General features: G+C 65.8%; 8 protein-coding genes and 1 pseudogene. 1 reads left to right on the top strand and 8 read right to left on the bottom strand.

Features of this window, described 5'->3' with window-relative positions; genetic code table 11:
- The 3 genes from EOA60_RS12135 to EOA60_RS12145 all read right to left on the bottom strand — a co-directional run.
- On the bottom strand, positions 1-629 hold a 629-nt coding region (locus EOA60_RS12135), incomplete at its 3' end, for an EamA family transporter (protein ID WP_128311395.1).
- A 141-nt stretch (positions 630-770) separates the two neighbouring features.
- Entirely contained in the window at positions 771-2,273 is a 1,503-nt protein-coding gene (locus tag EOA60_RS12140; RefSeq protein WP_095823656.1) for a peptidase S10, read from the bottom strand.
- A gap of 119 nt (positions 2,274-2,392) precedes the next feature.
- Positions 2,393-2,869: a VOC family protein gene (locus EOA60_RS12145; protein ID WP_095800086.1), complete on the bottom strand. Its 477-nt coding sequence runs from the start codon at positions 2,867-2,869 to the stop codon at positions 2,393-2,395.
- Between the two features lie 239 nt (positions 2,870-3,108).
- Here EOA60_RS12145 and EOA60_RS38935 point away from each other — a divergent pair.
- Positions 3,109-3,207 (top strand): annotated as a pseudogene (locus EOA60_RS38935) (OsmC family peroxiredoxin); the annotation flags it as partial.
- Positions 3,208-3,295: 88 nt separating this feature from the next.
- Here the strand turns inward: EOA60_RS38935 and EOA60_RS12155 are convergent.
- From EOA60_RS12155 to EOA60_RS12175, 5 genes are all read right to left on the bottom strand, one after another.
- Entirely contained in the window at positions 3,296-3,520 is a 225-nt protein-coding gene (locus tag EOA60_RS12155) for a hypothetical protein (RefSeq protein WP_067001363.1), read from the bottom strand.
- Positions 3,521-3,650: 130 nt separating this feature from the next.
- Positions 3,651-4,292 carry a hypothetical protein gene (locus EOA60_RS12160; RefSeq protein ID WP_067330239.1) on the bottom strand — a complete coding sequence of 214 codons (642 nt, stop codon included), beginning with the start codon at positions 4,290-4,292 and terminating at the stop codon, positions 3,651-3,653.
- A 76-nt stretch (positions 4,293-4,368) separates the two neighbouring features.
- Complete coding sequence (locus EOA60_RS12165; RefSeq protein ID WP_067001369.1) at positions 4,369-5,112, bottom strand: SDR family NAD(P)-dependent oxidoreductase; 744 nt, start codon at positions 5,110-5,112, stop codon at positions 4,369-4,371.
- Between the two features lie 27 nt (positions 5,113-5,139).
- A complete protein-coding gene (gene purF, locus EOA60_RS12170) occupies positions 5,140-6,621 on the bottom strand; it encodes an amidophosphoribosyltransferase (protein ID WP_095800085.1) in 1,482 nt (493 codons plus the stop codon).
- A gap of 129 nt (positions 6,622-6,750) precedes the next feature.
- Positions 6,751-7,346, bottom strand: a 596-nt coding sequence (locus EOA60_RS12175; protein WP_164899278.1) for a CvpA family protein, incomplete at its 5' end; no start/stop codon positions are given.

The following is a 7,346-nucleotide window of genomic DNA, read 5'->3' on the forward strand; positions in this document are numbered from 1 at the left end:
GGCATGCGCCACCAGATCAGCGCCGGCACTGCCGAAAAAAGCAGGAAGTAGAAATTGTTGAGCACCAGCTGGATCGTCGTGCGCTCCTGCATCGCGGTCTTGCGCAAGAGCACCACGGCGATGCCCCACAAAAGCGCTGCCGCCAGCACAAGCAGCACCGGCACGGAGAAGCCGAGACGCGCCGGGTCGCAGGCGATGAAGACGCCAACGAATCCGACGAACACCGCCGCCCAGCGCAAGAGCGGCACGGTCTCGCCCAGCATCACCACTGAAAGCACGGTGACGATGATCGGCGCGGCGTAGTAGATGGTGGTGAGCTCGGCGAGCTGCAGCGAGCGTGCCGCGTTGTAGTAGCAGAGCCAGGCCGCGAGCGTGAACGCGCTGCGCACCAGCATCGGCCGCACGATGGGCGAGCTTACCGTGTCGGCGAACAGCGTCCGTCCGCCGATCGCGCCGCAGGCGGCAAGGACGGTGACCGAGCGGAAGAACATGATCTGCCACACTGTCATGCCGGCCACCAACAGCTTGATCGAGGCGTCCTGCGCCGAAAACAGGAAATAGGCGGCCGCGGTGAACAGGATGCCGGCCAGCACCCTTTCGCGGCTTTCGAGGACGACGACATCGGCCATGCGGTATCGATTTGCCAGCGTGGAGGCGGCTCCGCCCTATCGGATCCACTTCTGCCAGCTATACGGGCGAAAGCTTCTACCGCGCTGTTCCAGCGCGGCGCTTGCGTTGGGGCAGAGCCCTCGTGGCCGATCGAGAAGCGCTTACTGCGTCGCCTGGTAGAGCTCGGAGGCTGCCTCCTTCAGCGCGCGCCTTCCGTCGGGCCTGAGGTACATCATGTGGCCGCCCTCCACGACATCGAGCCGGATCGGTTTGGCGTCGGCGAGCGAGGGAAGCTGGTTCACCAGATAGCGCGAAGCGAGATAGGGCGTCACCAGGTCGGTATAGCCGTTGACGATGACCACGCCGAGCGAGGGGTTGAGCGAACGCGCCCGCTGCAGGTCGTTCATCGCCCCGGCATAGCCTTGCCCCGAGGTGCCGTACTCCCAATTGCGACTGATCTCGCCGTTGAGCAGCCGGTAGCTGACATCCGTGCGATAATTCAGTTCGTTACGGGCGTAAGCGACAAAGGCCGAGGTCAGCACCGGCACACTGCGGTCAAGCACCGGGTCCGGGCCTTCTATGCGGGCGCTGCCCGGCGAGATATCGGCGGTGCTGATCGTGGCATCGTAAGGGCTGAGCACCTTGCCCTTGGCGCGCTGGAACTCGCGGGTGAACAGGCCGGTAGGGACACGGGCGAAATTGCGCTCGACGAGATCGAGCGGCAGGCCGGTGATTTCCGCCACGCGCCCGCTGGCGAGCTTGCCGCCTTGCTCCAGCCCGCTGGCGAGAGCCGTCAGATAGTCGCCAAGCGCATAGCGTTCGACCTCGGCCAGCCTGTCGCGCAGCGCCTCGCCGCTGACGCCGTCGGCGCGAAGCCGCACCGCCGCCAGCGAAGGCAGTTCGAGCGCCCAGTGCAATTGATCGAATTGGTCCGGCCGCACCAGCATGAACTCCAGCGCCGGCGAGATCAGCACGATGCCGGAGGGGCTCAAGCCGACATCCTCCTGCAGCGTCCTGGCGAGCAGCGCGGCGCGAAAGCCGCCATAGCTTTCGCCGGCGAGGAAGAGCGGTGAAGCGGTGCGGCCGTTCTGCGCCAGATAGAGCCGTATGAAAGCGCCGACCGAGCTGGCGTCCTGGTCGACGCCCCAGAACCCTTTCGTGTCCTGGCCCGGCGCTTCGCGGCTGTAGCCGGTGCCGACCGGATCGACGAAGACGAGATCGGTCATGTCGAGCCAACTGTCCGGATTGTCGATGAGCCTTTGTTGCGGCGGCAGGAATTGGCCGTCGGCAGCGGTCGCAACGATGCGCGGGCCAATCGCGCCGAGATGCAGGTAGGCGGAGGCCGCGCCCGGCCCGCCGTTGAAGACGAAGGTGATCGGCCGCTCTTTGGCCGGGGCAGGCGACTGCTGCGTGTAGGCGACGTAGAAGATCTCGGCCGTGACCTCGCCCTTGCCGGAAAGCAGCGACAGCGTGCCGGCCTTGGCCTGGTAGTCGAGCTTGCGCCCGCCAAGGGTGATCGAATGCTCGGTGACCTGCGGCGGCGGCAAAAGCGACAACACGCCGCCGGCCGGCGCCGGCCGTTCAGGTGTTTCGGCGCCGACTGGCTGCGCAAAGGCTGTGAGCGCCAGGAGGATGAAGGGCAGGAGCTTCAACTTGGACCGCATGCGACCTCCGCGGGAATGACCCCCGCAAAGGTATGGCCGGGGCGGCCGAAGTCAAAGGGGATAGGCTTGGCGCTGCGTTGGAACTTCGATCTCTCCCGTCGCGGGGGAAATTGGCAGCTTCACCCCCCAAACGCTCGCTCCAGCGCCGCGACATCGATCTTCACCATGCCCAGCATCGCCTCGGTGGCGCGTTTGGCGCGTTCGCGGTCGGGATGTGCGGCCATGTCGCCGAGGATTTTTGGCACGATCTGCCAGGACAGGCCCCAGCGGTCCTTCAGCCAGCCGCATTGCTCGGGCTTGCCGCCATTGCCGAGAAAGGCGTTCCAGATGCGGTCGATCTCGGCCTGGTTATCGAGCTCGACGAGGATCGAGAAGGAATGGTTGAACGGATCGAGCGGACCGGCTTCGAGCGCGACGAAATTCTGGTCGTCGAGCACGAATTCGATGATCTTGACGCTGCCGGCGGGGCCGCTCGGATTGTCCGCCGGCACATCGGTCGTGCGGCCGATCGCTGAATTGGGAATGGTGGCGACATAGAATTCCACCGCTTGCCGCGCGTCCTTTTCGAACCACAGATGCGAGGTCACCTTGGCCATGCTGGATCTCCTTCCTGTCTGGCAACGGCCCAAGGACGATCGAGTTTCGCTCGACCCGACAGGGTATCTCGCTTTCGAGTTTGGAAATCGGCGACGGTGTCGTCCGATGCCCGGCGGGGCAGAGGCGCGCTGTCCCGCCAGCATCTCCGTGCTGTCAAGGCACCGAAAACTGCGGAAGGGATGCAAATGGACGCCACCGCATCTGCAGGCACCGCTGAAGGAGGCTCGACCAGGTCAAGGCGCTGATCACACTCGGGGCCAGAGGCAGGCTCGACGGTCAGTTGATCGCCTGCAAGGTGGAGGCGCTTGCGGTGGCGGAACCCCATTCGGCGACAGGAGCCGGCGCGCCACGCGCGACGACCCCTTCCGGCCGCTTCCCGGCCACTTCCTCCTCACAAGGGCTCACGAGGGGGAGATCAGCTGGCGCTACTGTGCCGATGGCACTTCCGCATCCCCTTCGTCGGTGAAAGGCGAGGCGCTCGGCACGCACTGCACGGCCCAACCCTGCGGCGTCGGTTGCTTCTGATATTCGGCAATCGCGTTGGTGCACTGTTCGCGGGTGTCGAAGGTGCTGGGCAGCACCGCCATGCCGCCCTGCGGGCCGGCGATCACAAGATACCAGACCAACGCTACGCTGGGGGTGGCAGCCATGGGAATTCCTCTTTGCTGGATGTCGGAGTCGGGTCGATGCTAGCAACTCCCAGCAAATGGCGAAAGCAGGGCGGCGGCATACGCTCCCCCGCCCTGGTCACAGACCCGTGAACGACCGCTGGCCGGACGCTTATTCGACAGCGAAGCAGTAGAACAGGCCGTCGCCGCCCGTGCCTCTCAGCGCCTCCTGGCTGCAGCCGCCGCGCGAAGCATGTGAGGAATTCCACGACTTCGCCGCGGCCGATTCGTCGAGGCCGACTCGGTCGTGATGGCCCGTCATGGCTGCCCCTTCCGCGCCGCTCATCGTCCAGTCGCCGCAGGTCTGGTCGGCGATCTTGGTGCCATCGGGCTTGGAGCCGGTCAGCACGTCGTGGCGGTTGGGCTTGTCGCCGCGGCCGTTGACGACTTCGCCCTTCTCGGTAAGCGCCGTCTGCTTGCTGATGGCGTTGGCGTCGCTGTGCAGCGAGGCGACGTCGTCGGCGATCTTCTCGCCCTTGGCATTGAACCAGGGACCCTTGCCGATGCGGTCGCGCGCATCCTCGGCGCTGGAGGAGAGATAGGCGTGCCAGGTCTTGCCGGTGACACCGGCCGCTTCTGCCAGCGAGGCGCAATGCGCGTCCGCACCCTTGAGGCCGCCGAGATCGGCGCCCTTGCCGGAGCCGACGCTGGTGACGAAGAAGCTCATCTTGGCGTCTTGCGACAGGGCCGCGCCTGCCGTGGCGGCGAGTGCGGCGGTAATGGCGGTGGCGGCAACGAGAAGAAGTCTGCGCATGTCGGTCCTCCGGTTTCGAATGTTCTACATTCGAAGAACGTAGCGGGAGGCCTGTTTCATCCGCCTTGAGGCAGGTTTATTCCGGTTGCCGATAGGCGACGAAACGGTTGTGCCTGGCCTGGAAGATCAGCCCGGTTTCCTTCAAGTCCGGGCTTGCCAGCGGCACGATGCGTTTGGCGATCTCGGACGGATGCGGCAGCGTCTCGGGATCCTCGCCCGGCATGGCCTGAGCGCGCATTGCGGTGCGGGTGGCGCCCGGATCGGCGGCGTTGACCCGAAGCGGCAGGCTCTCGGTCTCATGCGCCCAGGAGCGCATCATCGTCTCCACCGCGGCCTTGGAAGCCGCGTAGGGCGCCCAGAAGGCGCGCGCCGAGTGCGCCGCGTTGGAGGACATGATGATCGCGCGTCCGGCGTCGGAGAGCCGAAGCAACGGATCGACCGAACGGATCAGGCGCCAGGTCGCGGTGACGTTGACGGTCATTACCTTATCGAAGGTTTTTGCTTCGACATGGCCGATCGGCGAGATCACCCCGAGTATACCGGCATTGGCGACCAGGATGTCGAGCTTTCCCCAGCGCTCGTGGATCGCGCCGCCCAGCCGGTCGATGCCCGCCATGTCGGCGAGGTCGAGCGGCACCAGCGTGGCCTGTCCGCGGCCGTCGGCCTTGATCGCATCGTCAAGCTCTTCCAGCCCGCCGACGGTGCGGGCGACCGCGACGACATGCGCGCCGGCGGCAGCCAGTTCCCTGGCGATGAAGTAACCGATGCCGCGCGAGGCGCCTGTGACGACCGCGACGCGGCCGGAAAGGTCGAGGGTCATGTGAGGGATTCCGTGGGGTGGACCGGCTTACGACCCGCCGCTCGCCAGCAGCGACAGCGTGCGCACGTTGTCGTGGCCTTCGAAGTCGAGCAGGCGGGTAGGATACTGGCCGGTGAAGCAGGCGTCGCAGAATTGCGGCTGGTCGTTGTCGCGGCGCGCCTCGCCGACGGCGCGGTAGAGCCCGTCGATCGACAAAAACCCGAGCGAATCGACGCGGATGAACTCGGCCATCTCCTCGACCGACATGCGCGATGCCAGAAGCTTCGATTTCTCCGGCGTGTCGACGCCGTAGAAGCACGATGCGCTGGTCGGCGGCGATGCGATGCGCATATGCACCTCCTTCGCGCCGGCGTCTCGCACCATCTGCACGATCTTTTGGCTGGTGGTGCCGCGCACGATGGAATCGTCGACCAGCACCACGCGCTTGCCCTCGATCATGCGGCGGTTGGCGTTGTGCTTGAGCTTCACGCCCATGTGGCGGATGGAATCGCCCGGCTGGATGAAGGTGCGGCCGACATAGTGGTTGCGGATGATGCCAAGCTCGAAGGGAATGCCCGCGGCCTGGCTGAAGCCGATCGCGGCCGGCGTGCCGGAATCCGGCACCGGCACGACGATGTCGGCCTCGACCGGGTTTTCCTGCGCCAGCTCCGCGCCGATGCGCTTGCGGACCTCATAGACGTTGCGGCCCTCGACCGAGGAATCCGGCCGCGCGAAATAGACATATTCGAAGATGCAAAAGCGGGTCTTCTGCGGCTCGAATGGGAACAGGCTCTCGATGCCCTTGGAGGTGATGACCACCATCTCGCCCGGCTTGATGTCGCGCACGAAACGAGCGCCGATGATGTCGAGGGCGCAGGTTTCCGAAGCGAGTATCCAGGCGCCGTCGAGGTCGCCGAGCACCAGCGGACGGATGCCGAGCGGATCGCGGCAGCCGATCATCTTCTTGGCCGTCATCGCGACCAGCGAGAAGGCGCCCTCGACCTGACGAACGGCGTCGATGAAACGCGAGTTCAAATCGCGCTCCTTGCTGGTGGCGACCAGATGCAGCAGCGTCTCGGTGTCGGAGGTGGAGGAGAAGATCGAGCCCTGTTTCTGCAATGCGCGCTGGACGGTGAGCGCATTGGTGAGGTTGCCGTTATGGGCGACGGCAAGGCCGCCTTCGGCCAACTCGGCGAAGAAGGGCTGGATGTTGCGCAGGCCCGCGCCGCCGGTGGTGGCGTAGCGGGTGTGGCCGATGGCGCGGTTGCCCTGCAGGCGATCGATGACGTTCTGTTTGGTGAAGGTGTCGCCGATCAGCCCGACATGACGCTCGACGTGGAACTGGGTGCCGTCATAGGAAACGATGCCGGCGGCTTCCTGACCGCGATGCTGGAGCGCGTGAAGCCCGAGTGTGACGATGGCTGCCGCGTCCTGCCGGCCGAAAATGCCGAACACGCCGCATTCGTCATGGAAATGGTCATCGGCCTCGGCGGAAAGGACTTTGCCTGCGTCTGCCGTTGAGTCTGCCATCTGGGGCTCAAGCTCCGCTAAAACCGCCATATAAGGCGATCGCTCATCGAACGCAACGCATGCGATGCCGCATCCATAACATGCCCCAGGCCAGTGCCGGAACTGGCCTGGTTTCAGTTTGCCGGCGCCTCAGTTTGCCGGCGCCGGGGTGGCGGGAGCCGGGGCGGGGGCTGGAGCCGGCTCATTGTCGGCCGGCGCTGCGCCTTCGCTGTCGTCGGGCGCCGTCGCGCTGTCGTCGCCGGTCGCCGGCGGTTCGGCCGCGGGCTGGTCGGTGGTCGCCGGCGCGCCGGCCTGGGGCGTGCCCTTACGCGTGTATTTGTTGACCAGCTCTTCCGTGTTCTCGGGCAGCACGCTTTCGAGCTTGGCGCCGATCGTCTCGAGCAGCGTCCGCGACTTGGCGTTGGCAACCCAGGCGGGCGCCTTGGCGCCGGCCAGCCAGTTGAAGAACAATAGCGCCACCGCGACGACCAGGATGCCGCGCGCCGCGCCGTAGAGGAAACCGAGCGTGCGATCGAGCGCGCCGATGCGCGAATCGATGATCCAGTCGGCGATCTTCATGGTGATCACCGAGACGACGATCAGCGCGATGACAAAGACGATGCCGGCCGCCGCGGCCATGGCGATCTTGTCGTTGTCGACATAGGGCTGAACGTAGGGCAGGACCGGCTTGTAGAAGAAGAAGGCCGCCGCCGCCGCCGCTGCCCACGACACCACCGACAATACTT

The sequence above is a fragment of the Mesorhizobium sp. M1A.F.Ca.IN.020.06.1.1 genome (genome assembly GCF_004023265.1).
In the GTDB taxonomy this organism is placed as follows: Bacteria; Pseudomonadota; Alphaproteobacteria; order Rhizobiales; family Rhizobiaceae; genus Mesorhizobium.